Annotated in this window: 23 protein-coding genes; 11 read left to right on the top strand and 12 right to left on the bottom strand. The window is 62.7% G+C overall.

What is annotated here, in order from left to right:
* From MUU54_RS21510 to MUU54_RS21490, 5 genes are all read left to right on the top strand, one after another.
* Complete coding sequence (locus MUU54_RS21510) at positions 1-1,401, top strand: NAD(P)(+) transhydrogenase (Re/Si-specific) subunit beta (protein WP_247246006.1); 1,401 nt, start codon at positions 1-3, stop codon at positions 1,399-1,401.
* Between the two features lie 121 nt (positions 1,402-1,522).
* Positions 1,523-1,753, top strand: a complete 231-nt coding sequence (locus MUU54_RS21505) for an AbrB/MazE/SpoVT family DNA-binding domain-containing protein (protein WP_247246005.1) — start codon at positions 1,523-1,525, stop codon at positions 1,751-1,753.
* The gene (locus MUU54_RS21500; RefSeq protein ID WP_247246004.1) at positions 1,743-1,964 is read left to right on the top strand and encodes a PIN domain-containing protein; all 222 of its coding nucleotides are present in this window, start codon (positions 1,743-1,745) and stop codon (positions 1,962-1,964) included. Before MUU54_RS21505 ends, MUU54_RS21500 begins: the two co-directional genes overlap by 11 nt.
* Positions 1,943-2,146, top strand: a complete 204-nt coding sequence (locus tag MUU54_RS21495) for a PIN domain-containing protein (RefSeq protein ID WP_247246003.1) — start codon at positions 1,943-1,945, stop codon at positions 2,144-2,146. The genes MUU54_RS21500 and MUU54_RS21495 overlap by 22 nt, the downstream gene beginning before the upstream one ends.
* 134 nt (positions 2,147-2,280) lie before the next feature.
* Positions 2,281-3,300 carry an LLM class flavin-dependent oxidoreductase gene (locus tag MUU54_RS21490; RefSeq protein WP_247246002.1) on the top strand — a complete coding sequence of 340 codons (1,020 nt, stop codon included), beginning with the start codon at positions 2,281-2,283 and terminating at the stop codon, positions 3,298-3,300.
* A 48-nt stretch (positions 3,301-3,348) separates the two neighbouring features.
* Here MUU54_RS21490 and MUU54_RS21485 read toward each other — a convergent pair whose 3' ends face one another.
* Positions 3,349-4,233, bottom strand: coding sequence for a tetratricopeptide repeat protein (locus MUU54_RS21485; RefSeq protein WP_247246001.1), 885 nt, complete (start codon positions 4,231-4,233; stop codon positions 3,349-3,351).
* Between the two features lie 118 nt (positions 4,234-4,351).
* Positions 4,352-4,579, bottom strand: a complete 228-nt coding sequence (rpsU, locus tag MUU54_RS21480; protein WP_077549705.1) for a 30S ribosomal protein S21 — start codon at positions 4,577-4,579, stop codon at positions 4,352-4,354.
* Positions 4,580-4,840: 261 nt separating this feature from the next.
* Here rpsU and MUU54_RS21475 point away from each other — a divergent pair, with 261 nt between their 5' ends.
* The 6 genes from MUU54_RS21475 to MUU54_RS21450 all read left to right on the top strand — a co-directional run bounded on the left by MUU54_RS21475 (position 4,841) and on the right by MUU54_RS21450 (position 11,641).
* Positions 4,841-5,815, top strand: coding sequence for a zinc-binding dehydrogenase (locus MUU54_RS21475; RefSeq protein WP_247246000.1), 975 nt, complete (start codon positions 4,841-4,843; stop codon positions 5,813-5,815).
* Positions 5,816-6,053: 238 nt separating this feature from the next.
* Complete coding sequence (locus MUU54_RS25260; RefSeq protein WP_494338239.1) at positions 6,054-6,311, top strand: DoxX family protein; 258 nt, start codon at positions 6,054-6,056, stop codon at positions 6,309-6,311.
* 169 nt (positions 6,312-6,480) lie between these two features.
* A complete protein-coding gene (locus MUU54_RS21465; protein WP_247245999.1) occupies positions 6,481-7,734 on the top strand; it encodes a sarcosine oxidase subunit beta family protein in 1,254 nt (417 codons plus the stop codon).
* 19 nt (positions 7,735-7,753) lie between these two features.
* Positions 7,754-8,095: a sarcosine oxidase subunit delta gene (locus MUU54_RS21460; RefSeq protein ID WP_247245998.1), complete on the top strand. Its 342-nt coding sequence runs from the start codon at positions 7,754-7,756 to the stop codon at positions 8,093-8,095.
* Positions 8,092-11,082 (top strand): sarcosine oxidase subunit alpha, encoded by a 2,991-nt coding sequence (locus MUU54_RS21455; protein WP_247245997.1) that lies wholly within the window; start codon positions 8,092-8,094, stop codon positions 11,080-11,082. Before MUU54_RS21460 ends, MUU54_RS21455 begins: the two co-directional genes overlap by 4 nt.
* The gene (locus MUU54_RS21450; protein ID WP_247245996.1) at positions 11,075-11,641 is read left to right on the top strand and encodes a sarcosine oxidase subunit gamma; all 567 of its coding nucleotides are present in this window, start codon (positions 11,075-11,077) and stop codon (positions 11,639-11,641) included. The genes MUU54_RS21455 and MUU54_RS21450 overlap by 8 nt, the downstream gene beginning before the upstream one ends.
* Positions 11,642-11,657: 16 nt before the next feature.
* On the opposite strand, the gene MUU54_RS24670 is transcribed toward MUU54_RS21450, so the two are convergent.
* The 10 genes from MUU54_RS24670 to MUU54_RS21405 all read right to left on the bottom strand — a co-directional run bounded on the left by MUU54_RS24670 (position 11,658) and on the right by MUU54_RS21405 (position 25,179).
* Entirely contained in the window at positions 11,658-11,783 is a 126-nt protein-coding gene (locus tag MUU54_RS24670; RefSeq protein ID WP_281433427.1) for a hypothetical protein, read from the bottom strand.
* Positions 11,784-11,905: 122 nt separating this feature from the next.
* Positions 11,906-13,150, bottom strand: coding sequence for an SAM-dependent methyltransferase (locus MUU54_RS21445; RefSeq protein ID WP_247245995.1), 1,245 nt, complete (start codon positions 13,148-13,150; stop codon positions 11,906-11,908).
* Between the two features lie 59 nt (positions 13,151-13,209).
* Positions 13,210-13,698: a MaoC family dehydratase gene (locus MUU54_RS21440; protein WP_247245994.1), complete on the bottom strand. Its 489-nt coding sequence runs from the start codon at positions 13,696-13,698 to the stop codon at positions 13,210-13,212.
* Positions 13,699-13,779: 81 nt separating this feature from the next.
* Positions 13,780-15,711, bottom strand: a complete 1,932-nt coding sequence (gene glgX / locus MUU54_RS21435; RefSeq protein WP_247245993.1) for a glycogen debranching protein GlgX — start codon at positions 15,709-15,711, stop codon at positions 13,780-13,782.
* On the bottom strand, positions 15,708-16,115 hold the full coding sequence (locus tag MUU54_RS21430; protein WP_247245992.1) for a GFA family protein: 408 nt from the start codon (positions 16,113-16,115) through the stop codon (positions 15,708-15,710). Before MUU54_RS21430 ends, glgX begins: the two co-directional genes overlap by 4 nt.
* A 29-nt stretch (positions 16,116-16,144) precedes the next feature.
* Complete coding sequence (locus tag MUU54_RS21425) at positions 16,145-17,773, bottom strand: alpha-D-glucose phosphate-specific phosphoglucomutase (protein ID WP_247245991.1); 1,629 nt, start codon at positions 17,771-17,773, stop codon at positions 16,145-16,147.
* A gap of 4 nt (positions 17,774-17,777) precedes the next feature.
* A complete protein-coding gene (glgA, locus tag MUU54_RS21420; protein ID WP_247245990.1) occupies positions 17,778-19,220 on the bottom strand; it encodes a glycogen synthase GlgA in 1,443 nt (480 codons plus the stop codon).
* Positions 19,221-19,226: 6 nt separating this feature from the next.
* On the bottom strand, positions 19,227-20,489 hold the full coding sequence (gene glgC / locus MUU54_RS21415; RefSeq protein ID WP_247245989.1) for a glucose-1-phosphate adenylyltransferase: 1,263 nt from the start codon (positions 20,487-20,489) through the stop codon (positions 19,227-19,229).
* Positions 20,490-20,503: 14 nt separating this feature from the next.
* Positions 20,504-22,717, bottom strand: coding sequence for a 1,4-alpha-glucan branching protein GlgB (gene glgB / locus MUU54_RS21410; protein ID WP_247245988.1), 2,214 nt, complete (start codon positions 22,715-22,717; stop codon positions 20,504-20,506).
* Entirely contained in the window at positions 22,717-25,179 is a 2,463-nt protein-coding gene (locus tag MUU54_RS21405) for a glycogen/starch/alpha-glucan phosphorylase (protein WP_247245987.1), read from the bottom strand. Before MUU54_RS21405 ends, glgB begins: the two co-directional genes overlap by 1 nt.
* Positions 25,180-25,298 lie beyond the last annotated feature (119 nt).

Here is a 25,298-nt window from a genome sequence, read left to right as displayed (position 1 = left end):
ATGTCACAGAACTTCGCAGCCTTCCTCTATCTCGTCTCCGGGGTGCTGTTCATCATGGCACTGCGGGGTCTCTCGCACCCGACCTCCAGCCGCAAGGGCAATGTCTACGGCATGATCGGCATGGCGATCGCAATCGTCACGACGCTGCTTTTGGCGACGCCCAGCTTTGGCGGTTTTCTCCTGATCCTGGTCGCACTCGCGATCGGTGGCGGGGCTGGCGCCTATATCGCCCGTACCATCCCGATGACGGCGATGCCGCAGCTGGTCGCCGGCTTTCACTCACTGGTGGGCCTTGCCGCCGTCATGGTCGCAGCCGCGGCCCTCTACGATCCGCTTTCCTTCGGCATCGGCGAAATCGGAACCATCCATGGTCAGGCGCTGGTGGAGATGGCATTGGGTGCGGCGATCGGTGCGATCACCTTCACCGGCTCGGTCATCGCCTTCCTGAAGCTCGACGGGCGTATGTCCGGCAAGCCGATCCTGCTGCCCTACCGGCACTGGATCAACATCGGCCTCGTCATCGCCATCCTGGTGTTCATCATCGGGCTGACGCAGACGGAAAGTCACACGCAGTTCTGGCTGATCGTCGGCCTGTCGCTGGTGCTCGGCGTGTTGATCATCGTGCCGATCGGCGGCGCCGACATGCCTGTCGTCGTCTCGATGCTGAACTCCTATTCGGGCTGGGCGGCGGCAGGCATCGGCTTTACGCTCGGCAATCTGGCGCTGATCATCACCGGGGCGCTGGTCGGTTCGTCGGGGGCGATCCTCTCCTACATCATGTGCAAGGGCATGAACCGCTCCTTCATCTCCGTGATCCTCGGCGGCTTCGGCGGCGAGACCGCCTCGGCTGGGGCGGACGACGGCGTGCAGCGCACCGTGAAGCAGGGTTCGGCCGACGACGCGGCCTTCCTGATGCAGAACGCCCAGAAGGTCATCATCGTGCCGGGCTACGGCATGGCGGTTGCCCAGGCACAGCATGCTCTGCGCGAGCTTGCAGACACGCTAAAAGAGCACGGCGTCGAGGTGAAGTACGCGATCCACCCGGTGGCGGGGCGTATGCCGGGCCACATGAACGTGCTGCTCGCTGAAGCGAACGTGCCCTATGACGAGGTTTTCGAGCTGGAAGACATCAATGCGGAGTTCGCGCAAGCCGATGTCGCCTATGTCATCGGCGCCAACGATGTTACCAATCCGGCGGCGCGAGACGACAAGGCCTCGCCGATCTACGGCATGCCGATCCTTGATGTCGACAAGGCGAAGACCTGCCTCTTCGTCAAGCGCTCGCTCGGCTCCGGCTATGCCGGCATAGACAACACGCTGTTCTACAAGGACGGTACGATGATGCTGCTCGCCGACGCGAAGAAGATGACGGAAGATATCGTCAAGGCGATGAAGCACTGAGCTATTGCTTGCGAGTAGTGAGTAGCGAATAGTAAGAGAGCCTGGCCCGGTGCCGGGCTTTTCTTTTACGGCGTGCGCGAGTAGATATACAAACACCATCTTGTATATCCGCAGGTGCATCATGCAGGTGTCCAAATGGGGCAATAGCCTCGCGGTGCGGCTCCCCGCTTCGGTGGTGGAAGCACTCAATCTAAAAGAGGGCGACGAGATTCAGATCCGCGCGGTTGACGCCGATGAATTCGAGGTCGCACGCAAGCCGACGCGGCAGGCCTTGATCGAGCGTCTGAGACAGTATCGGGGACGGGTTACAGAAGATTTCGTGTTCGACCGGGACGAGGCGAATGGCCGGTAGCTTCATCGACACGAACATTCTGATCTATCTGGCATCGGGAAACGAAGAAAAAGCGAACGCTGCGGAAGAGGAGGTGCGGAAGGGCGGCACCATCAGCATTCAAGTTCTCAATGAATTTTCGCATGTTGCGCGTCGCAAGCTTAACTTCTCCTGGGATGAGCTCACCATGTTGCTAAGAGCCATCCGCGGTTGCTCGACGTCGTGCCACTGACGGTTGCTATTCATGATCGCGGCTTGCAGTTGGCGGGGCGTCACCAGTTGTCGACCTACCAGGCGATGATCGACGCAGCAGCCTTGGAGAGCGGCTGCGATAGTGTGTATTCGGAAGATCTCCAGAATGGAATGTCCGTGGCGGGGCTGACGGTGATCAATCCGCTGAAGCTGACGGACTGAAACGAATCCGCCGGTTCTCGTTCAAAATCATCGAACAATCCGTCGTGGTCCCGCTCCTCCCTCGGCCCTGACGAAGCGCGTGGTGCCGTGCCATATAGGTTGCAACTGAGTTCGCGCTTCACAAGGAGCAGCCCATGAAGAAAATCGGCTTTCTTTCCTTCGGCCACTGGTCGCCTTCACCGCAATCGGGCACGCGCTCGGCAAGCGATGCACTGCTGCAGTCGATCGATCTGTCCGTTGCGGCTGAAGAGCTCGGCGCCGACGGCGCCTACTTCCGCGTCCACCATTTCGCCCGCCAGCTTGCGTCGCCGTTTCCGCTGCTCGCCGCCGTTGGGGCGAAGACGAGCAAGATCGAGATCGGCACGGGCGTGATCGACATGCGCTATGAGAACCCGCTTTACATGGCCGAGGATGCCGGTGCCGCCGACCTGATCTCGGGCGGACGCCTGCAGCTCGGCATCAGCCGCGGGTCGCCGGAGCAGGTGATCGATGGCTGGCGCTATTTCGGCTACGAGCCGCAGGACGGTCAGAGCGAGGCCGACATGGGACGCCGGCATGCGGAGGTCTTCCTGGATGTGCTGAAGGGCGAAGGTTTCGCCAAGCCGAATCCACGGCCGATGTTCCCCAACCCGCCGGGCATGCTGCGCCTGGAGCCCTTCTCCGAAGGCCTGCGTGAGCGCATCTGGTGGGGGGCTGGCTCGAACGCCACGGCGGTCTGGGCCGCAAAGCTCGGCATGAACCTGCAGTCGTCGACGTTGAAGGACGACGAGACGGGTGAGGCCTTCCACATCCAGCAGGCCAAGCAGATCCGCGCCTATCGCGATGCCTGGAGGGAGGCCGGCCATACGCGCACACCGCGCGTCTCGGTCTCACGCTCCATCTTCGCCATCGTCAACGACATGGACCGTGCCTATTTCGGCAGGAGCGGGGATCAGGATTCGATCGGCTATATCGACGCTAATACACGTGCCATCTTCGGACGCTCCTATGCGGCGGAGCCGGAGGTGCTGATCGAGGAGTTGCGGCAGGACGAGGCGGTTGCGGAAGCAGACACGCTGTTGTTGACGGTGCCCAACCAGCTCGGCGTTGAATACAATGCGCATGTGATCGAGGCGATCCTGAAGCATGTCGCGCCGGCACTTGGCTGGCGCTGACACATCAGCTATGCGGCTAGCCTTCCCTTCTTGCGAAAGGGGAGAAGGCTAGCTGCCGCGCGTGCGCGCCAGACCATCCTTGGCCGGCTGGTAGTTGGGGTCGAGCTGGGCGGCATGCGAATAGGAACGCGCAGCGCGCTGGGTATCGCCGCGGCGCTCGTAGACGAGGCCCTGGTTGGTCCAGGATTCGGCCAGCTTGTCGTTCAGCTCGATCGCATGGTTGATGTCGGCGAAGGCATTCTCGTCATCACCCAGCGCCAGGTAGGAGACGGCACGACCGTTATAGGGCTCAGGTGCCGTGGACGAGAGCGAGATCGCCTTGGAGAAATCCTCGATCGCCTGGGCGTGCTGGCCGCGCAGCTGGTAGATCAGCCCGCGGTTGTGGTAGGCGCGGCCGTCCGTCGTGTCGAGCTGAATGGCGCGGTTAAAGTCGTTGAAGGCTTCGTCGGTGCGGCCGGCCTGCCGATAGATATTGCCGCGGCCGATATAGGCGACGTCGTAGTTCGGGTTGATCTGCAGGGCGCGATTATAATCGTTGGCCGCTTCCACGGGCTTGCCCATGTTGCGGTAGACCAGCGCCCGATTGGCATAGGCCTGGTAGAACTGCGGGTTCAGCTGGATCGCCTGGTTGAAGTCGTCCAGGGCGCGGTTGAACTCGCCGGCGCGGCCGTAAGCGGAGCCACGGACGTTGTAGCCTTCAGGATCCTGCGGGTTGGAGGCAATGACCGAGGTCAGCGAGGCAATATTCTGCTCGGAGCCCTGTGCGCGGTCGACGGTGATCAGATCGCTGGTCTGGGAGGTGGTCGAGCAGCCGGCAAGCAGAACGGCCGAGGCCAGCGCCAGGGCTGAAAGGGCGGTTTTGCCACGGGAAGATGCGGTGATAGCCGAAAAGCCGATTGTTGCGGAAGAAGGAGCAGCAGTCTTGAAGGCCATCAGGCGCGGTTCCTCGTCTCTTGCAGAAGCGGATGCTTGGTCCGATAAAAGTAAAGGCGGTGGCGACCCTGTCGCCCCCGCCTCATAAGCACGTCAAAAACGTCGAAAAAGCGGCCGATTAACGACCAGCACGCGGAGCGGCAATTAGGCCTTCGCGCTGCATGCGCTTGCGGGCCAGCTTGCGGACGCGGCGAACAGCCTCGGCCTTTTCACGCGCACGCTTCTGGGAAGGCTTTTCGTAGTAGTCGCGCATCTTCATTTCACGGAAGATGCCTTCGCGCTGCATCTTCTTCTTGAGAGCGCGGAGAGCCTGATCAACGTTGTTGTCGCGGACAAGTACCTGCACGTGTAATCCCGTTCCTTTGGTTGGTTGATCGCCAGGATCTGCCGATTCGAGGCGAAAAAATATGTAAGCCCGGCGACAAGCCGTGCGATTGGGACAGGCAGATATCAGAAAGATCGGCGGAAGTCCATATGGCATAGGGGCTGCAGCCGATGAAAATCAAAAGTTGAGCGACAGCGTCGCCAGATGTCTTTGCGCCTCTATATCGGTGAGGGAAAGCCACAAGGCTTTTTTCTCGTCAGCGCCACTGGAGCGGAGGAAACAATGCGCAGCGCGTCTCATTCCCGATTCGGCGATCCTGCCAAGGTTCTGGAACTCGTCGACAGCGAATTACCCACTCCCGCAGCCGGCCAGATCCGGGTGAAGATGGTGATGGCGTCGATCCACAATCACGACTTGCTGACCGTCAGCGGCGATTACGGGTTCAAGCCGGAGCTTCCGGCTCCGGCTGGAACAGAGGCGGTGGGGACCGTCGATGCTTTAGGAGAAGGCGTGACGCATCTTCAAGTGGGGCAACGCGTGGCGGCATCGGGCCGAGGGAGCTGGGCGGATTATTACATTGCGCCGGGCGCTTCGGCGGTTCCCGTGCCGGACGAGATCTCCGACGAAGCCGCCGCTCAGCTGGTTTCCATGCCATTGAGTGCACTGACACTTCTAGCCTTTGCCGGCGTGGAGCGCGGCGGGTGGATCGTGCAGAACGCCGCCAACGGTGCCGTCGGCAAGGCACTGGCGAAGTTCGCAGTCCCACGGGGGATCAATGTGCTGGGCCTTGTCCGCCGCCACGCAGCGGTGGAGGAACTGGCGGCACTGGGCATCGGCAACATCGTTTCCACCTCCGACGAAGGCTGGAGGGATCACGTGACGGCAATCACGCAGGGCGCTCCCATTGCGGCGGCCGTCGACGGCGTCGGTGGTCCGGCTGCAGGCCAGTTGTTGTCGCTGCTGGGCCAGAAGGGGGTGCTGATTTCCTTCGGCCTCATGTCCGGACGACCGCTGGAATTGTCGGCGAGCGACCTGATCTTCAAGGAAGCAGAGGTGAAGGGTTTCTGGCTCGCAAAGATCGCTCCGAGGCTCGGTGCGGAAAAGCTGGCGAGCCTCATCTCCGAGATCGTCCAGGCGGTAGCGGCTGGCGATGTGCGGTTGACGGTGTCGGAGGTCTTTCCGCTTTCCGAGATCAACCGCGCTGCCGCGGCGGCAGCAGAGCCGGGCCGAAAGGGCAAGGTGCTGCTGAAGGCATGAGCAGTGTTGATCGGCCGGCCACGAAGGGCGAGCGTTGTTGATGGTTGGCAGGGGAGACGGCGTGTCTCGGCAGACGGCGCGAAAAGAGCTCTGGCGCAGCCGTTGACGCGTACTGCTTGCCTGCTTCTATGGCCTGGCCGGCATCCTCCACGTTGCCTTCCCTGATCCGTTCCTCAGCATCACTCCGTCCTGGGTTCCCGAGCCCAAGGCACTCATCTTCCTGACCGGGCTTGCGTAGATCGCGGGTGCGGTCGGCCTGCTCTTTCCTGCTTTGAAGACATATGCGGGCATCGGCCTCGCGCTCTACGCCGTCTGCGTCTTTCCAGCGAACGTGAAGCAAGCAATAGATGCCTTGGGAACTGGCGATGCCGCCGCGTGGCAGGGGCTCTATCACTGCTTGCGTCTGCCGTTTCAGCCGGTGCTCGTCTGGCTGCCCCTGTTTTCGGCGGGTTTCTTTTGGAGGCAGGGCGATAGCCTCTCGTCGCAGCGCGGATAAGTGGCAGCACAGCCTGGTGCCGGCGGACGCACCCGGAGAGGCAGATTGTCACCACCTCGTGTCGAAACAAATCCGTGAGGAGTCGCAAAAACGCTATTGCGGCTCCTGTCGATTTGCGATGGGTATGTCCTTCAGGCACCTCCGTTCTTTGAGGAATTGAAAGGGCGACATGCGCAAATATTCGGTCTTCGCTCTGGCTCGCGAGGCGCTGCGGGCCCATAAAGGCTGGGAGGCGCAATGGTCGTCGCCAGAGCCGCGCTCGAGCTATGACGTAATCATCGTCGGCGGTGGAGGGCACGGGCTCGGAGCCGCCTATTATCTGGCGAAAGAGCACGGCATCACCAATGTGGCGGTGCTGGAAAAGGGCTGGCTCGGCGGCGGCAATACCGGCCGCAACACCACCATCATCCGCTCCAACTATCTCTACGAAGAGAGCATGGACATCTACGAGCATTCCCTGAAGCTCTGGGAAGGCTTGAGCCAGGATCTGAACTACAACGTCATGTATTCGCCGCGCGGCGTGATGATGCTGTCGCACAACACGCATGACATGCAGAGCTTCAAGCGGCACATCAATGCCAACCGGCTCTACGGCATCGACAACGAATGGCTGACGCCGGAGCAGGCGAAGGCCTACTGTCCGCCGCTCGATATCTCCAAGACCGCACGCTACCCGATCAACGGGGCGGCCTTGCAGAAGCGGGGCGGCACGGCGCGCCACGACGCAGTCGCCTGGGGCTATGCCCGCGCTGCGTCCGACCGCGGCGTGCATATCATCCAGAACACCGAAGTCACCGGAATCCGTCGCGGGCTGAACGGCGAGGTGACGGGGGTGGAGACCAATCGCGGCTTCATCGGCGCCAAGAAGATCGGCGTGTCGGCCGCAGGACATTCCTCCGTGGTGATGGAGATGGCGGGTGTTCGGGTGCCACTGCATTCCAATCCGCTGCAGGCGCTCGTGTCGGAGCCGCTAAAGCCCATTTTCCCCTGCGTCGTCATGTCGAACACCGTGCATGCCTACATCTCCCAGTCGGACAAAGGCGAGCTCGTGATCGGCGCCGGGACCGACCAGTACAATTCCTACAGCCAGACGGGAGGCCTGCAGATCATCACGCATACGCTGGATGCAATCTGCGAGCTCTTCCCGATGTTCCGGCGCGTCAAGATGATGCGCCAATGGGGCGGCATTACCGACAATACGCCGGATCGCTCCGCGATCCAGAGCGTCACGCCGGTGCCGGGTCTTTTCGTCAACTGCGGCTGGGGAACGGGCGGCTTCAAGGCGACGCCGGGTTCAGCAAACCTCTTTGCCCATCTGATTGCGAAGGGCGAGCCGCACAAGCTCGCGGCAGGCTTGACGCTCGACCGTTTCCGCACCGGCCGCCTGATCGACGAAGCGGCGGCGGCCGCCGTGGCGCATTGATTTTTCCAAGGATCCCCAGATGCTTCTGATCCACTGCCCCTATTGCGAGGAAGATCGCTCGGAACTGGAATTCCGCTGGGCCGGCGAAGCGCATATCGCGCGGCCCGACGCAATTGCCGACATCACCGACGAAGAGTTCGCCGAATACTTCTTCCTGCGCAACAACGAGAAGGGTCTGACCTACGAGCGCTGGCGCCATATCCATGGCTGCGGCCGTTTCTTCAATGCAGCGCGTGATACGGTGAGCGACCGGTTCCTGATGACCTACAAGGCCGGGTTGCCGAAACAGCCGGTGCCCGGCGTGTCGGCAACGGAAAAGACCGTCGAGACCTATGAGCAGACGGAAGGAGACGCGCGATGAGCGGCTCTTCCCACGGCTCGACCAAGAACCTCGGCGCGTTTCGCATCAAGGGTGTAGGGCGGCTGACCCCGGCGCGTACGTCGCGCTTCAGCTTCGACGGCAAGAGCTATACGGCGATTGAAGGCGATACGGTCGCCTCTGCGCTTCTGGCGCACGGCGTGCATCTCGTCGGCCGCTCGTTCAAGTACCACCGCCCGCGCGGGGTCCTGTCTGCCGGACCGGAGGAGCCCAATGCGCTCCTCGACGTTGCGCGTGACAGCGCCCGCAGACAGCCGAACGTCAGGGCGACCGTGCAGGAGGTGTTCGATGGCGCAAAGATCGCCTCGCAGAACCGCTGGCCCTCGCTTGCCTTCGATGTGGGTTCGGTCAACAACCTGCTGTCACCCTTCTTCCCCGCGGGCTTCTACTATAAGACGTTCAAATGGCCGCAGGAGGCCTGGGAGAAGGTCTACGAGCCGATCATCCGTCGTGCAGCCGGCCTCGGCGTGGCGCCGAAGGAAGAGGATCCGGATCGCTATGCCAACCGCTTCGCCCATTGCGATGTGCTGATTGCGGGCGCTGGGCTGGCCGGGTTGACGGCAGCCCTATCCGCGGCTGCGACGGGAGCTGAGGTAATCCTCGTCGACGAGCAGCCTGAGGTTGGCGGGGCGCTGCATTTCGACACCTCCACGACGGTCGACGGGAAGAACGGATTCGAATGGGCACAGGAGACGGCGGCGAAGCTTGCCGCCATGCCAAACGTGCGCATCCTGACCCGCACCACAGTTTTCGGCTACTATAACCATGGCTTTCTCGGATTGGCCGAGCGGGTGAGCGATCATCTCAATCGACCGGGGCGGGAGACGCCGCGTGAGCGGCTGTGGCAGGTGCGCGCCAAGCGGGTCGTCCTCGCCGCCGGTGCGATCGAACGGCATATGGTGTTCCCGAACAACGACCGGCCGGGAATCTTGCTGGCGTCCGCGGCACGGACCTTCCTCAACCACTATGGCGTTGCCGTCGGCCGCAATGTCGGCGTCTACACCGCCCATGACAGCGCCTATGAAGCGGCCTTCGACCTGAAGCGCGCCGGCGTCTCGATCGCCGCGATCGTCGACTGCCGCGAGCGGCCGGGCGAGGCGGTTCTGGCGGAGGCGCGTGCGCTCGGCATCAACGTGCTGACCGGCCATTCAGTGACCGACACCAGCGGCCGCCTGCGCATCAAGTCGATGACGGTCGCCCGTAACGGCAACATGGACATCCGCAAGATGCCGATCGATGCTCTGATCGTGTCTGCCGGGTGGACGCCGTCCGTGCACCTGTTCTCCCAGTCGCGCGGCAAGCTGCGTTGGGATGAGGCCAGCCAGCGCTTCCTGCCGGACATCTACGCGCAGGACTGCGTTTCGGTCGGCGCCTGCAATGGCACCGACGAAGCGTCTTCGCTGGTTCACGAGGCCATTGCGGCCGGCGGCGGTGCTGCGTCGGTCAGCGCCGAGAGCCGCTTCGGCTGGAGCGGCGGCATGATCGGCGCGGCGGAAGGGGCGGGGCCCGATACGCGGGTCAAAGCCTTCGTCGACTTCCAGCATGACGTGACGGCAAAGGACATTCGCCTTGCCGTGCGCGAAGGCATGCACTCGATCGAACACATCAAGCGCTTCACTACCAACGGCATGGCATCCGACCAAGGTAAGCTCTCCAACATGCACGGGCTGGCGATCGCGGCCGAGATGCTGGACCGGCCGATCCCGCAGGTGGGGCTCACCACCTTCCGTGCTCCCTATACACCAGTGACCTATGGGACCCTGGTGGCGCATTCGCGGGGTGAGCTGTTCGACCCGGCACGCAAGACGCCGATGCACGATCTCGAAGCCGCTGAAGGCGCCGAGTTTGAGGATGTCGGCAACTGGAAGCGCGCCTGGTATTTCCCCAAGCGCGGCGAGAACTTGAGCTCCGCGGTCAACCGGGAATGCCGCACGGTGCGCGACGTCGCCGGTGTCTTCGATGCCTCGACCCTCGGCAAGATCGAGGTGGTGGGGCCGGATGCGGCGCAGTTCCTCAACCTGCTTTATACGAACGCCTGGGACACGCTGAAGCCCGGCAAATGCCGCTACGGCATCATGACCCGCGAGGATGGTTTCGTTTACGACGACGGCGTCGTCGGTCGGCTGGCGGAGGATCGCTTCCACGTCACGACGACGACCGGCGGCGCGCCGCGGGTGCTGCACCACATGGAAGACTATCTCCAGACCGAGTTCCCGCATCTGAAGGTGTGGCTGACCTCGACCACGGAACAGTGGGCGGTAATCGCCGTGCAGGGGCCGAAGGCGAGGGAGATCATCCAGCCGTTCGTCGATGGGCTCGACATCTCGCGCGAGGCCTTCCCGCATATGAGCGTGGCGGAGTGCACAGTGATGGGCGTGCCGGCGCGGCTCTTCCGCATGTCTTTTACCGGCGAGCTGGGTTTCGAGGTCAATGTGCCGGCGGATTACGGTTCAGCGGTGTGGATGGCGATCTGGGAACGGGCGAAGGGCATGGGCGCCTGCCTTTACGGCACCGAGACCATGCACGTGCTGCGCGCCGAGAAGGGCTACATCATCGTCGGGCAGGACACCGACGGGACGGTGACGCCAGAGGATGCAGGGCTCGGGTGGGCGGTCTCCAAGAAGAAAACCGACTTCGTCGGCATCCGTGGGCTGAAGCGGCCGGATCTGGTGCGCGACGGCCGCAAGCAGTTGGTGGGGCTGCTGACCAACCGTCCGAGCGACGTGCTGGAGGAGGGGGCGCAGATCGTCGGCGATCCCAACCAGCCGAAGCCGATGACCATGCTCGGCCACGTCACCTCGGCCTACTGGTCGGAGAACTGCGGCCGGTCGATCGCGATGGCCCTTGTTGCCGGCGGGCGATCACGGATCGGCCAAACGCTCTACGTGCCGATGAAGGATAGGACGATTGCCGTCGAAGTGACCGATACGGGGTTCTTCGACAAGGAAGGAGGCCGCATCCATGGCTGAGGTTTCGTCAAGCAAAGCCGCCCGTACTCTGGCGCTTTCAGGCATTCGCGGACGCGCCGCTTCCGTGTCCATCATCCCCGCCGCACCTGCGGAACGTGTATCGCTAAGGGCACGACCGGAGGATGTTACAGCCCTCTCCTCGGCGCTTGAACTGGAATTGCCTACTAAGCCGAAGACCTCCGCCACCAACAACATGCGAACGGCGCTCTGGCTCGGGCCGGACGAATGGCTGGTCATTGGCGATGGTGAGGGGGAAAGCGGCCTGATGGCCGCCTGCGCGGCCTCCGGCGTGCTGTGTTCGGCCGTCGATGTATCCCATCGCAACACTGCGATATGGGTGGAGGGGGCCGGGGCGGCGGCGGCGATCAACGCCGGATGTCCCCTGGATCTCTCGCTCAAGGCTTTTCCCGTGGGCGCCTGCACGCGCACGATCTTCGGCAAGGTAGAGATCGTGCTGCTGCGGACCGGTGAAGAAAGCTTTCGGGTGGAGGTGTGGCGGTCGTTTTCGGACTATGCCTATGCCTTGCTCGCCGAAGGGGCACTCGACGCCACTTTCTGACGCGGCCGCCGGGCAGCTAATTGCCCAGCTGGCGGTGCTTGTTCTTGCGGTCGAGATCCCATTCGTGGAGGCGAAGGGCGAGATAACCAAGCATCACGATAATCGACGGTAGGACGATCGAGTAGAAGAACCAGAAATCCATCAGGCGGCCAGCCGGAAAAGCCTGGCGGTGAAAGGCGAGCCGAGGTTTTGGCAGGCGACAGCCTGTCGTTCGAAGGCCTGCCGGATCATGTCCTGCCTGTCCACGTTTCGCTCCGTTATCTGTCAAGGGGAGAGGTTCAGCGTCTTTTCCCGCTCGATGTAGTCCCGCTGCCTGTCGGTGATGTAGTCGCGGGTGATCGGGGCGGCGTCGCGCTTGCGCGACATCTGCATATGGAAGACGAGCTGGCTGCCGGTGCGGAACATCATCTCGGCGCTGATGAGGTAGAACTCCCACATGCGGGCGAAGCGCTCGTCATACATGGCGATCACCTGCTCGCGATTCCGCTCGAACCGCTCTGCCCAGTGGGAGAGCGTGATGGCGTAGTGAACGCGCAGGAACTCGAGATCCATGACCCAGAGGCTGTTCTTCTCGACGCTTTCGAACACTTCCGACAGGGCGGGCGAATAGGCGCCGGGGAAGATGTATTTCCTGAGCCAGGGGCTTGCCATGCCGGGCGGACTCATGTGGCCGATGGAGTGGAGGACGGCGATGCCGTCGTCCGGCATCAGGTCGTTCAGGTGGGAGAAGAACTCGTCATAGTGCTGCACGCCGACATGCTCGAACATGCCGACGGAGACGATACGATCGAACTTGTCGTCGACGTCGCGGTAATCGCGCAGCTCGAACTTCACCCGATCGGCGAGACCCTCCTGCTGTGCCCGCTCCGAGGCGAGCTTCTGCTGCTCACGAGACAGGGTGACGCCGGTGACGCGGACGTTTTCGATCTGGGCCAGGTACAGAGCAAGGTCGCCCCAGCCGCAGCCGATGTCGAGCACCGTCATGCCGTCCCTCAGGCAGAGCTTGGATGCGAGAAGCCGCAGCTTGTTGCGCTGCGCCTGCTCCAGCGTTTCCTCCGGTTCGCGGAAATAGGCGCAGGAGTACAGCATGTTGTCGTCGAGGAAGAGCCGGTAGAAGTCATTGCCGAGGTCGTAATGGTGCGCGACGTTCTGCTGTGCCTCACCCTTCTTGTTCGACTGCTGGCGCTTGCGAAAGCGCATCTTGATCGAGCGGAGCGCCTTCTGCAGCGGATATGAGCCGAGCGACAAGCGGTTGATGGAGAAGAGGGTCAGGAAGTCGCGAAGCGTCGAGCCCTCCTCGAAGCGCATCGTCCCGTCCATGTAGGCCTCGCCGGCGGAAAGCTCGGGGTTAAACACCAGCGTCCGGTAGAGCCGCCTGTCGGTGAGGCGCATCGTCACCTCCGGCCCGGGCACCTTCCCTCCGAAGACGTGACGCTTGCCATCGGCATCGATGACGGTCAGGCGTCCCTTGCGGATGAAGGACTTCATCATGTGGGAAAGCGGAAACATTCGTACCTCGCATATCGGTTGTGGACGATAGGACGGTCTGCGTATGCTTCAGTTTCGGCTCAGACCTCCGGCGGCCGGTCCTTCGGGTCGAATTGTACGATCGTGATCCAGTTTGCCGTCAGTGCTGGCTTCTTCTCGTTCTCCACCTCCACCGAGACGTCGTAAGTCGTCATCAGCATGCCGGCGCCGCGGAAGCGACAGCCGCTCAGCGTGAAATGCCCCCTGACCCGGGTGCCGCAGCGCACCGGCGACATGAAGCGGATCTTGTCGAAACCGTAGTTCAGCCCCATGGTCTGCTCGCGGATCTTCGGCAGGCAATCGAAGTTCATGGCAGACAGGAGCGAGAGCGTCAGGAAGCCGTGCGCGATCGTGCCGCCGAAGGGGCTTTCGGCGGCGGCGCGTTCGGGATCGACATGAATGAATTGATGATCGAGTGTTGCATCGGCAAACTTGTCGATCATCTGCTGGTCGACGGTGATCCAGTTCGAGATGCCCAGAACTTGCCCCACCAGACTAGGCACATCGGCCAGCGATATTTCCTGCGCCATTTTCCCTCTCTGATTCAGTCGCCCTGCACTGCAATTTACAGACTTTGCGCCCAATGGGTAGCATGCGCGTGCATTGCAGCGTCAGGCTGTAGCGCAGAAGGTTACGCTGCGGGGCGGAGCAATGCCTTGCCAGGGTGCTCGATCCGGCAGGCTCAGCCATTCTCCCGGCAACGCGACGGTCTGCTCTTCCGAAGTGCGGTTGAAGATGATGGCAAGCCGTGTCTGCTGCTCCGTCGTCCTGTCGAGCGTCTTCAGCGTCATCGCCAGCAGAGAAGCATCCTGCTTGTGCCAGTCTTCCGGGGTCATTGGTACACCGGACGGAGCAAACCAGTCGATGTCGTCGCCCGCATCGATAAAGAAGCCGGTTCCCGAAAAGACCGAGAAGCGTTTGCGGAGGGCCGAGAGCGCCGCCGTATGCGAGATGAGCTCCTGATCAAGGGCGTTCCAGTCCACCCAGGTGATCTCATTGTCCTGGCAATAGGCGTTGTTGTTGCCCTGTTGGCTGCGTCCGGCTTCGTCGCCCATGGTCAGCATGATGGCGCCGCGGCTTGAAAAGAGGGTGGAAAGCAGCGCTTTTACATCGCGGCGGCGCTTTTCGCAAATTGTCGGGTCATCCGTCGCCCCTTCCACGCCGTTGTTCCAGGAGAAATTGTCGTGGTGGCCGTCGCGGTTTTCCTCGCCATTGGCCTGGTTGTGACGCTCCTCGTGGGAAACCATGTCCATCAGCGTAAAGCCGTCGTGGGCTGCGATGAAGTTGACGCTGCGGGTGTGGTGATGGCCGTGGCGGGCGAAGATGTCCTGCGAGCCGGCAAGCCGGGTGGCAAGCTCGCCGAGGGTCCAGTGGTCGCCCCGCCAGAAGCGGCGGATGTCATCGCGGGCGCGGTCGTTCCACTCGAGGAACTGCGGCGGGAAGTTGGCGAGCTGATAGCCGCCGGAGCCGATGTCCCAGGGCTCGGCGATCAGGATGCGGTCGGACAGAACAGGATCGTTCACCATCGCCTGCAACGTTTCGCTTTCGGCGGAGAAACCCTTCGGGCCGCGGCCCAGGATCGGTGCCAGATCGAAGCGGAAGCCGTCGATCCCGGCGTGCAGGACGAAGTGGCGAAGGCTGTCGAGGATCAACTGCCGGACGAAGGGATGGTCGCAGGCGACCGTGTTGCCAGTGCCGGTGTCGTTGATCAGCGTGCCCGGTTGGCCTTCCAGGTGGCGGAAGCAGGCGAGGTTGTCGAGGCCGCGGAGCGACAGCGTCGGCCCGGCACGGTCGCTTTCGCCGGTATGGTTGAAGACGAGGTCGAGGATGACGCCAATGCCAGCCTCGTGAAGCGTGGCGACGGTTTCGCGCAACTCAGTAACGCCGCCCGGGCAGAGGCGCGGGTCGAGCGCCATGAAGCCGACCGGATTGTAGCCCCAGCCATTGCTCAGTCCCAGCGGTGGCAGGTGGCGTTCGTCGATCCAGGCGGTGATCGGCATCAGTTCCACTGCGTCGACGCCGATGCGCTTCAGGTGGGCGATGACCGACGGATGGGCGAGGGCCGCGATGGTGCCGCGCTGATGTTCCGGCACGTCCGGGTGGAGGATGGTGAAGGGGCGGACGGCAATCTCGTAGATCAGCCCGCCGGTGCGGAAGAGCGGCTTGACGGCTTCGACCTCATCATGCTGGCGAAGGATTGCCTTTGGCATCAGGGTGGCGGTATCGGCCCCCTCAAGCCCGAGTCGCCGGTCGTAGACGAATGGCCTGTCGATTTCGGTGGCGTAGGGGTCGAGCAGCAGCTTCGAGGGATCGAACCACAGGCCGCGGTCCCGATCGTAGGTGCCATGGGCGCGGTAGCCGTAGCGGGCGCCTGCAACCGCCTTCGGCACGGAGAGGCGGTGGATGTCATCCTCGCCACGCTTCATTGGCAGGCGGCTCTCCACGCCGTTCTCGTCGAACAGGCAGAGATCGATCTTTTCTGCGCTCCTGGACCACACCGCAAAGTCGGCGCCGTTTGGCGTCAGTGCCGTGCCAAGTGTCATTCCGGATCCTTCTCGTAGGCTGTCACGCCGTCAGGCATCTGGATCCAGCCATGCCGGCGGCAGTCGTAGACGGAAACCTCGGGAGGCGGGAAGGAGGGATCGGCGAAGCCGCCGACGGCGACGGCGACCGAGTTGTCGCCCACGCCTTCCTCTGTATGGAAGAGATTGGTGCCGCAGACCGGGCAGAAGCGAAAGCGGAAGCTGCCGCCTTGATCACCCGTCCGCAGATACTCCCGCGCTTCTCCTGTCACCTTGTAGGGTGCGCGAAAGACCGCCAGCGTCGCAAAGACGCTGCCGGTCCTCTGCTGACAGGCAAGGCAATGGCAGACGCCGACGCCGCGCGGCTCGCCAAACACCTCGATTCGAAGCTGGCCGCAACTGCAGGATGCCGTTCTCGTCGCCAATGCTTGACCTTCCGCCTTCGCAGCCTGGATCAGGTGATGACCGTTGGTCCGCTACGGCCGGTGCGCGTCTTGATGCCGGCGATCTCATCGGCAACGGCGATCAGGTCTGCAAGTGCCGCCTGCGTTTCGATGCCGTGCTTTGAAGCATCCGGCTCGTAGCGTTCGACATAGACGCGCAGCGTCGCGCCGGAGGTGCCGGTGCCGGACAGGCGGAAGACGACGCGGCTGCCGCCTTCGAACAGGATGCGAATGCCTTGCTTGGTGCTGACGGAGCCGTCGATCGGGTCGGTGTAGGAGAAGTCGTCCGCCGTCTCAACCTTCAGGGCGCCGAAGCTCTGGCCGGGGAGCGATGGCAGCTTCTCGCGCAACGCGTCCATCAGGGCTTTAGCGGCGTCGGTGTCGACCTCTTCGTAGTCGTGGCGGGAATAATAGTTGCGGCCGTATTCGGCCCAGTGCTTGCGGACGATCTCGGCAACGCTTTCCTTTCGGGCGGCGACGATGTTCAGCCAGAAGAGGATGGCCCAGAGGCCGTCCTTTTCCCGCACGTGTGCCGAGCCGGTGCCGAAGCTTTCCTCGCCGCAGACGGTGACCTTGCCGGCATCCATCAGGTTGCCGAAGTACTTCCATCCGGTCGGCGTCTCGTACATGCCGATACCGAGCTTCTCGGCAACGCGATCCGCGGCGGCACTGGTCGGCATGGAGCGGGCTATGCCGGCGATGCCGCCGGCATAGCCGGGCGCGCACTCGGCATTTGCAGCGATGATGGCGAGGCTGTCGGATGGGGTGACGAACATCTGCTTACCGACCACCATGTTGCGGTCGCCGTCGCCATCGGAGGCCGCGCCGAAATCCGGGCCGTCGGCGCTCATCACGTCATCATAGAGCTCCTTGGCGTGGACGAGGTTGGGGTCCGGATGGTGTCCGCCGAAATCCGGCAGCGGCGTTGCATTGCGAACGGAGCCTGCTGGTGCGCTGAGGCGCTTCTCGATGATCTCCTTGGCGTAAGGCCCGGTCACGGCGCCCATGGAATCCATGACCACACGGAAGCCGCCGGAGATCAGCTCGCGGATGGCGCCGAAGTCGAACAGCTCTTCCATAAGCGCCGCGTAATCGGCGACCGGGTCGACCACCTCGACGATCATGCCGGCGAGATCGAAGCTGCCGACGGTGTCGAGATCGACATCGGGCGCATCGACTATCCTGTACTCCTCAATGACCTTCGAGCGCTCGAAGATCGCTTCGGTGATCTTCTCCGGCGCAGGGCCGCCATTGCCGATATTGTACTTGATGCCGAAGTCTTCGGTCGGGCCGCCGGGGTTGTGGCTAGCCGAAAGGATGATGCCGCCGAAGGCCTTGTACTTGCGGATGATGTTTGATGCGGCCGGGGTGGAAAGAATCCCGCCCTGGCCGACCATGACCTTGCCGAGGCCTGCGGCGGCGGCCATCTTCAGCGCCTTCTGGATGACCTCGCGGTTGTAGTATCGGCCGTCGCCGCCGATCACCAGCGTCTTGCCTTCGAAACCTTCCAGTGAATCGAAGATCGACTGGATGAAGTTCTCCGCATAGTTCTCCTGGGCAAAGACGGGCACCTTCTTGCGCAGGCCGGAGGTGCCGGGCTTCTGATCCTTGTAGGGGGCGGTCGGAACGGTCCTGATCATAGTCTTAGCGATCTTTCGTTTTCAGCATTGAATAGAGCTGGGCGTAGAGGCTGGCGCTCTTGTCCCAGGAGACATCGGATTTCATGCCCTGCTTCTGCATGCCGAGCCAAGCCTTCTGGTTGGCATAGAGGCGGAAGGTTCGCGCAATTGCGCGGCGCAGACCGTCGGTCGTGGTCGGGGCGAAGCTGACGCCGGTTGCCACCTTGGCGGCAAGGGCTGCGGGATTCGCATCGATGATCGTGTCGTTCAAGCCGCCGGTGCGGGTGACGACGGGAATGCAGCCGTAGCGCAGGCCGTAGAGCTGGGTCAGGCCGCAGGGCTCGAAGCGCGACGGGATGAGGATCGCGTCTGAGCCCGCCTGCATCAGATGCGACAGCGGCTCGTCATAGCCGGTGATGATGGCAATGCGGCCGGGATGGTGCGCGGCTGCATGGCGGAAGGCGTCTTCCAGCCAGGGCTCGCCCGTACCGAGAACGGCGAGCCGCCCGCCCTGGGCAACAATGCCATCTGCGCACTCCGCCAGGAGGTCCATGCCCTTCTGGCCGGTCAGTCGCGAAACGACGCAGAACAGCAGGCCATTGTCCTGCTCGAGGCCGAAGCGCTCGACGACCGCTTGCTTGTTCTTTCCGCGGCTCTTGAGGCTGGTTGCACCATAGTTGGCTTTGATCAGCGGGTCGCGTTCCGGGTTCCAGACCTCGGCGTCAATGCCGTTGACGATGCCGTGCAGATCACCTGCGCGAGATGCGAGCACGCCTTCCATGCCCATGCCGAATTCGCCGGTGAGGATTTCGTCGGCATAGGTGGGGCTGACCGTGCTGACGGCGGTTGCCGCCTGCACCCCGGCCTTAAGATAGCCGATGCCGCCCCAGTACTCGATGCCTTCGATCGAATAGGCGTCCGGCGGCAGGTCGAGATGGGGAAAGATGTCGACGCCGAAGCGCCCCTGAAAGGCGATATTGTGGATTGTCATCAGGCTCGGCGGTGCCGGCTTTCCTGAATAACGCAGATAGGCCGGCAGCAGTCCGGTCTGCCAGTCGTGCACATGCACGAGATCGGGACGCCAGGTTTCGATCGCACCCAACGCGATGTCGGCGCCGGCGCGGGAAAGAGCGGCAAAGCGGCGCCAGTTATCACCGTATTCCTGTCCGTTCGAATCGAGATAGGGCCCACCCGGCCGATCGAAGAGCGAGGGTGCGTCGAGGATGAGGAGATCGAGGCCCTCGTGGTGGGCCTCCAGGATCGTTGCCACATGCCCCAGAAGGTCCTCGTAGTGCAGGCAAGCCGAGGTGTCGCGCACTGCCCGCATGACCGCCGGGTAGCCGGGGATGAGCGTGCGGGTATGCACGCCGTGCTCCTTCAGCGCCAGCGGCAGGGCGCCGACCACGTCGGCAAGCCCTCCGGTCTTGATCAGCGGATAGATTTCGGAGGCAACCGAAAGGACGTTCATGCGGCGCTACAGATCCAGTTTGTCGATCATCGGCTGGGTGATCAGGCAGATGCCGTTCTCGGTGCGGCGGAAGCGCTTCGCATCGAGTTCGGGATCTTCACCGACCACCAGGCCTTCCGGAATGGTTACATTGGAATCGATGACGACGTTACGAAGCTGCGCACGGCGCCCCACCCGGACATTGGGCAGAACAACGGCACCATCGAGCCTGGAATAAGAGTTGGCGCGCACGCCGGTGAAGAGCAGGCTCCTGTGGAGCGTAGAGCCGGAAATTATGCAGTCGCCTGAGACAACCGAGGAAATCGCCGAACCACGGCGGTCTTCGTCATCATGGACGAACTTTGCGGGCGGGGTGATCTCCGCATAGGTCCAGATCGGCCAGGACTTGTCGTAGATGTCGAGTTCCGGAAGGATCGCCGTCAGGTCGATGTTCGCCTGCCAATAGGCCTCGATCGTGCCGACGTCGCGCCAGTAAGATTCCCGCTCGAAATCGGAGCGGACGCAGGATTTGTTGAAGCGGTGGGCGACAGCCGTGCCGTTCTTGACGATCCACGGGATGATGTCCTTGCCGAAGTCGCGGTTGGAGGCGGGATCGGCCGCATCGCGCTTCAGAGCCTCGATCAGGAACTTCGTGTGGAAGACGTAGATGCCCATCGAGGCGAGCGCGAAATCGGGCTTGTCGGGGATGCCCGGCGGATCGGCCGGCTTCTCGACGAAATCGACGATCTCGTCTTTCCCGTCGACATGCATGACGCCGAAACCGGTCGCTTCCATGCGCGGAACTTCCAGGCAGCCGACGGTGACGTCCGCGCCGGTATCCACATGCTGCTGGAGCATGTACTCATAGTCCATCTTGTAGACGTGGTCGCCCGCCAGGATCACCATGTATTCGGGGTTGTAGGCCTCGATGATGTCGATGTTCTGGTAGACCGCGTCCGCAGTGCCCTCATACCACTGCGTTTCCGAAACGCGCTGGGAGGCCGGCAGGATGTCGAAGCTTTCATTGCGCTCGGGCCGCAGGAAGCCCCAGCCGCGCTGCATGTGGCGGATCAGCGAATGGGCCTTGTATTGGGTGGCGACGCCGATGCGGCGGATGCCGGAATTCAGCGCGTTCGACAGGGCGAAGTCGATGATGCGGGCCTTGCCGCCGAAATAGACGGCGGGCTTCGCGCGCCGGTCGGTCAGTTCCTTCAGGCGGCTGCCGCGGCCTCCGGCCAGGACATAAGCCATGGCGTCACGGGCCAGTGGTTGGTATCGCTTGTCGTCCATCGTTCCTCCCCTTCTTATGCCTGTTCCAGTTCGAGCATGATCGTCGCCAGCGGCGGCAATGTCATTGTTGCGGCAACGGTTCCTCCGGCATCGACGGCGAGAACACGCCCTCCATTGCCCTTGCCGCTGCCGCCGTAGATTTCCGCGTCGGTGTTGAGGATTTCACGCCACCGGCCAGCCGTTGGCAACGGAATGCGATGATTTTCCCGCAAGACCGGGGTGAAATTGGTGATGACGGCGACCGGCTTCTCGCCCGGCGCAAGGCGCAGCCAGGCAAAGACGGAGTTGTCGTCATCATCGGCAACCAACCAGCGGAAGCCTTCCGGTTCGCAATCGCGGGCGTGGAGCGCGGGCTTTGCGCGGTAGCAGAAGTTGAGATCCCGCACGAGGCGGCGCATGCCTTCGTGCTGGTGGTAGTGCAGAAGGTTCCAGTCGAGAGCCTTGGCTTCGCTCCACTCGCTCCACTGAGCAAACTCCTGCCCCATGAAGAGCAGCTTCTTGCCCGGGTAGCCCCACATGAAGGCGTAGTAGGCGCGCAGGTTGGCGAACTTCTGCCAGTCGTCGCCGGCCATCTTGGCGATCAACGACCCCTTGCCATGTACGACCTCGTCGTGGCTGAGCGGCAGGACGAAGTTCTCGGAAAAGGCGTAGATCAGGCCGAAGGTGATCTCGTTGTGGTGGTGCTTGCGGTGCACCGGCTCGCGGCTCATGTAGCTCAGCGTGTCGTGCATGAAGCCCATGTTCCACTTGAAGCCGAAGCCAAGCCCGCCTTCATGCACCGGATGCGAGACCTTCGGCCAGGAGGTGGATTCCTCCGCGATCGTCATGACGCCAGGATGGCTGCCATAGGAATGGGTGTTTAGCTTCTGGAGGAAGCGGACTGCCTCCAGGTTTTCGCGTCCGCCATATTCGTTCGGGATCCACTCGCCATCCTTGCGGGAATAATCGAGGTAAAGCATCGAAGCCACCGCATCGACCCTCAGGCCGTCGAGGTGGAATTTCTCGGCCCAGTAGAGGGCGTTGTTGATCAGGTAGGACAAGACCTCGATGCGGCCGAAATTGTAGATCGCCGTGTTCCAGTCCGGGTGGAAGCCCTTACGCGGATCCTCATGCTCGTAAAGCGCGGTGCCGTCGAAGTGGCTGAGGCCATGTTCGTCTGTCGGGAAATGCGCCGGCACCCAATCGAGGATGACGCCGATGCCGACCTTGTGGCAGCCGTTGACGAAACGGGCAAAGCCTTCCGGATCGCCGAAGCGGGCGGAGGGCGCGTAAAGCCCGGTGGTCTGATAGCCCCAGGATGGATCATAAGGATGCTCGGTGACCGGCAGGAACTCGATATGCGTGAAGCCCATATCGGTCACATAGGGGATGAGCCGTGAGGCAAGCTCGTCCCAGCTGAGGAAGGAGCCATCCTCGCGTCGCTGCCAGGAGCCCGAGTGCACCTCGTAGATCGAGATCGGCTGGCGGCGATGATCGACCTTTTCCCAGTGGGCCTGATGCGCCTGGTCTTCCCAGTCCTGCTTCAGCTCTGCCGCCGTAACGGAGGCCGTCTTCGGCCGCAGCTCGGCGCGACGGGCATAAGGGTCGGCCTTCAACGGTAGCAATTCGCCGTCCTTGCCGATGATCTCGAACTTGTAGGATGAGCCCGGCTGGACGTCGGGTGCGAAGATTTCCCAGATGCCGGTGTCCACCCTGAGGCGCATGACGTGGCGGCGGCCGTCCCATTTGTTGAACTCGCCGACGACGGATACGCGCCGCGCGTTCGGGGCCCATACCGCGAAGTGGAAGCCGTCGACGCCCTCGTGGCGGATCGGGTGGGCCCCCATCTTGTCGAAGAGCCGCAGATGCGAGCCTTCGCGGACGAAGTAGTCGTCCATCGGACCGAGCACGGGTCCGAAGCTATAGGGATCGGTGACGGCCCATTCGTCGTCGCCGCGGCGGGCGCGGTAGCGGATGGGGCGGAGGTTCTCCGCCTCCACCGGCCCTTCGAAGAAGCCCGCCTCGTGGCGTTGCTTCAGTTCCCCCAGCCGCGTGCCGTCGAGCGCAAAGACGGCCACGACTTCCGCGCCCGGAATGAAAGCACGGACATGGTAGCCGGAGGAGAGCTTGTGGATGCCAAGAGCGGCAAAGGGATTGCTATGCCGCCCTTGCAGGATCGCCTCGATCTCCGACATCGGAATTTCGCCAGGGGCTCTTCCGTCGTCGACCGACTTCGGCGATGTCGTCATCAGGCTCTCCAGATTTCCGACGCGTATTGGCGAATAGTTCTGTCAGAGGAGAACCATCCCATGCGGGCGGTATTGCGAATTGTCTTTGAATGCCATGATTTAGGGTCGGTCCAGATTTGGTCAACGGTACGCTGTGCGGCAGCATAGGCATCGAAGTCGGCGGCGACCATGAACCAATCGTGGTTGTAGATGCCGTCGATCAGGCCGGTGAAACGCGAGCGGTCGTCGGGGGAGAAGACGCCGGTGGCGATCGCATCGAGCGCCTGCGAAAGTTCCTTCGACTGTTCGATCAGCGCCCGCGGTTCGTAGGTGTCGGCGCGAACCTTGACGACCTCTTCCGCCGTCATGCCGAAGATGACGATGTTGTCCTCGCCCACATGGTCGCGCATCTCGACATTGGCGCCGTCGAGCGTGCCGATCGTCAGCGCGCCGTTCAGGGCAAACTTCATGTTCCCCGTGCCGGATGCCTCCATGCCGGCAGTCGAGATCTGCTCAGAGAGATCGGCGGCCGGGACCATCACCTCGGCCAGCGAGACGTTGTAGTTCGGCACGAAGACGACCTTCAGCAGGCCGCGAACAGCCGGATCGTTGTTGATCACGCGGGCCACGTCGTTTGCCAGTTTGATGATCAGCTTGGCGTTGTGGTAGCTCGGCGCCGCCTTGCCGGCAAAGAGCTTTACGCGCGGGACCCATTCGAGCTCCGGATGCGAGCGGATCTGGTCGTAGAGCGCCACCGCCTCGATGATGTTGAGAAGCTGGCGCTTGTATTCGTGGATGCGCTTGATCTGGATGTCGAACATGGCAGAGGCATCAAGGCGGATGCCCATGCGGCTGCCGACGAGGTTGGCAAGCTGCACCTTGTTTGCCCGCTTAACGTCGGCGAACTTCTCCTGGAAGGTCGGATCATCGGCGAAGGCGTCGAGCTCCTGCAGCGCATCCGTGTCGTCTAGGAACTTATCGCCGATTGCTTCACGGATTAGGGAGGTGAGGCCGGGGTTGCACTGCATCAGCCAGCGGCGCGGCGTGATGCCGTTGGTCTTGTTGTTGATCCGCATCGGGTAGAGCGTGTGGAGATCGGAGAAGACCGTGACCTTCATCAGGTCCGTGTGCAGTGACGACACGCCGTTGATGGAATGCGAGCCGACGAAGGCGAGGTTGCCCATGCGCACACGGCGGTCGCCGTTCTCGTCGATCAGCGAGATCGAGCGGATTTGGGCGTCGCTGAAGCCCTTTTCCTTGCGCGCTTCGAGCAGGATCTTGGCATTGATCGCGTAGACCAGCTGCATGTGACGCGGCAGCAGCCTTTCGAAGAGCGGCACCGGCCAGCTTTCCAGCGCTTCTGGCAGAAGGGTGTGGTTGGTGTAGGAGAAGGTGCCGCGCGTCAGTTCCCACGCCTGATCGAAATCGATCCCATGGACATCGATCAGCAGACGCATCATCTCGCCGATCGAGACGGCGGGGTGGGTGTCGTTCAGCTGGATCGCCACCTTGTCCGGCAGATTGGTGAAGTCCGGATATTGCTGGAGATGGCGGCGCAGGATGTCCTGCAGCGAGGCAGACGAGAAGAAGTATTCCTGGCGCAGGCGCAGCTCCTGGCCGGCGGCGGTGGCGTCGGCCGGATAGAGAACCCGCGTCAGCGCTTCCGCCTTGTTGCTTTCGCGCAGGGCGCCGATATGATCGCCGGCGTTGAAGGCGTCGAGCAGGATCGGGTCGATCGGCTGCGCCGACCAGAGGCGCAGCGTGTTTACTCTCTGGGCGCGCCAGCCGACGACGGGCGTGTCATAGGCGGTCGCGATGACGCGCTCAGCCGGCTTCCAGACGTAGCGCGGCGGCTCGTCATAACCGCCGATCGTCTCGACGGCGCCGCCGAAGCCGATCTCGTAAGAACTTTCCCGGCGCTCGAATTCCCAGGGATTGCCGTGGGCAAGCCAGGTTTCCGGCAGTTCCACCTGCCAGCCTTCGGCCATCTGCTGGCGGAAGAGGCCGTGGACATAGCGAATGCCGTAGCCATAGGCGGGAATGTCCACGGTTGCCATGGATTCCATGAAGCAGGCGGCGAGACGGCCGAGACCGCCATTACCGAGCGCTGCATCCGGCTCAAGCCCGGCAACGACGTTGATGTCGACCCCAAGCGAGGCGAGCGCATCCTTGAGTTCCGACATCACCCCAAGATTGGAAACGGCATCGCGCAACAGGCGGCCGATCAGGAACTCCAGCGAGAGATAGTAGACCCGCTTGTCGCCCGAGCGGTAGACCCGGCGGGTGGATTCCATCCAGCGGTCGATGATGCGGTCGCGCACCACGAGGATGGAGGCCGTCAGCCAGTCATGCGGCTTTGCAACCTTCACATCCTTGCCGATGCGGTAGGTCAGGCGCTCGATGATCTCCTCGGCGAGGATCTCCGGCTTGGTGCTGCGCGGCGTCGGCTGCGGGATGTTGATGGTGGAGAGGGTGTTGTCCATAGGGTTGCTAACTCTTCTGGTGGAGCAGGATGGGAGTGTCCCGCTCGGTCCATCGGTCCTGATTTGTCTTGCGCCAAGTTTACGCATCGTTGCGGGATGCTGGCAACAAACGGATGGAG

This window comes from Pseudorhizobium tarimense (genome assembly GCF_022968135.1).
Classification (GTDB): Bacteria; Pseudomonadota; Alphaproteobacteria; order Rhizobiales; family Rhizobiaceae; genus Neorhizobium; species Neorhizobium tarimense.
This window is presented reverse-complemented; position numbering and strand designations above follow the sequence as displayed.